1 rRNA gene is annotated in these 1,430 nt (G+C 56.8%); it reads left to right on the top strand.

The window, feature by feature from the left end:
* Nucleotides 1-151 precede the first annotated feature (151 nt).
* Nucleotides 152-1,430, top strand: a 23S ribosomal RNA gene (locus IE136_RS35170); the annotation flags it as partial.

The raw sequence follows: 1,430 nt of genomic DNA, 5'->3' as shown, positions 1-1,430 counted from the left end.
TCGTGCTTGGCACGTTGTTGGGTGTCTGAGGGTACGGCCGTAAGGTTTGTATCTTCGCGATGCCGGCCCCAGTGAACTCACCGGCTTGTCTGGTGGGGTGATGGGTGGCTGGTCGTTGCTTGAGAACTACACAGTGGACGCGAGCATCTGTGGCCAAGTTTTTAAGGGCGCACGGTGGATGCCTTGGCACCAGGAACCGATGAAGGACGTGGGAGGCCACGATAGTCCCCGGGGAGCCGTCAACCAGGCTTTGATCCGGGGGTTTCCGAATGGGGAAACCCGGCAGTCGTCATGGGCTGTCACCCATGCCTGAACACATAGGGCATGTGGAGGGAACGAGGGGAAGTGAAACATCTCAGTACCCTCAGGAAGAGAAAACAACCGTGATTCCGGGAGTAGTGGCGAGCGAAACCGGATGAGGCCAAACCGTATGCGTGTGATACCCGGCAGGGGTTGCGCATACGGGGTTGTGGGATCTCTTTTTCACAGTCTGCCGGCTGTGAGACGAGTCAGAAACCGTTGATGTAGGCGAAGGACATGCGAAAGGTCCGGCGTAGAGGGTAAGACCCCCGTAGCTGAAACATCAACGGCTCGTTTAAGAGACACCCAAGTAGCACGGGGCCCGAGAAATCCCGTGTGAATCTGGCGGGACCACCCGCTAAGCCTAAATATTCCCTGGTGACCGATAGCGGATAGTACCGTGAGGGAATGGTGAAAAGTACCGCGGGAGCGGAGTGAAATAGTACCTGAAACCGTGTGCCTACAAGCCGTGGGAGCGTCGCGCATCGAGTTTACTCGATGCGTCGTGACTGCGTGCCTTTTGAAGAATGAGCCTGCGAGTTTGCGGTGTGTTGCGAGGTTAACCCGTGTGGGGAAGCCGTAGCGAAAGCGAGTCCGAACAGGGCGATTCAGTAGCGCGCTCAAGACCCGAAGCGGAGTGATCTAGCCATGGGCAGGTTGAAGCGGAGGTAAGACTTCGTGGAGGACCGAACCCACCAGGGTTGAAAACCTGGGGGATGACCTGTGGTTAGGGGTGAAAGGCCAATCAAACTCCGTGATAGCTGGTTCTCCCCGAAATGCATTTAGGTGCAGCGTCGTGTGTTTCTTGCCGGAGGTAGAGCACTGGATAGGCGATGGGCCCTACCGGGTTACTGACCTTAGCCAAACTCCGAATGCCGGTAAGTGAGAGCACGGCAGTGAGACTGTGGGGGATAAGCTCCATGGTCGAGAGGGAAACAGCCCAGAGCATCGACTAAGGCCCCTAAGCGTACGCTAAGTGGGAAAGGATGTGGAGTCGCAGAGACAACCAGGAGGTTGGCTTAGAAGCAGCCACCCTTGAAAGAGTGCGTAATAGCTCACTGGTCAAGTGATTCCGCGCCGACAATGTAGCGGGGCTCAAGCGTACCGCCGAAGTCGTGTCATTGCAGCAT

Origin of the sequence: Streptomyces lateritius, from assembly GCF_014649715.1 — a bacterium.
GTDB classification, from domain to species: domain Bacteria; phylum Actinomycetota; class Actinomycetes; order Streptomycetales; family Streptomycetaceae; genus Streptomyces; species Streptomyces lateritius.
Note: the sequence above shows the minus strand (reverse complement) of the source record. Positions and strands in the feature narration are given on the sequence as shown.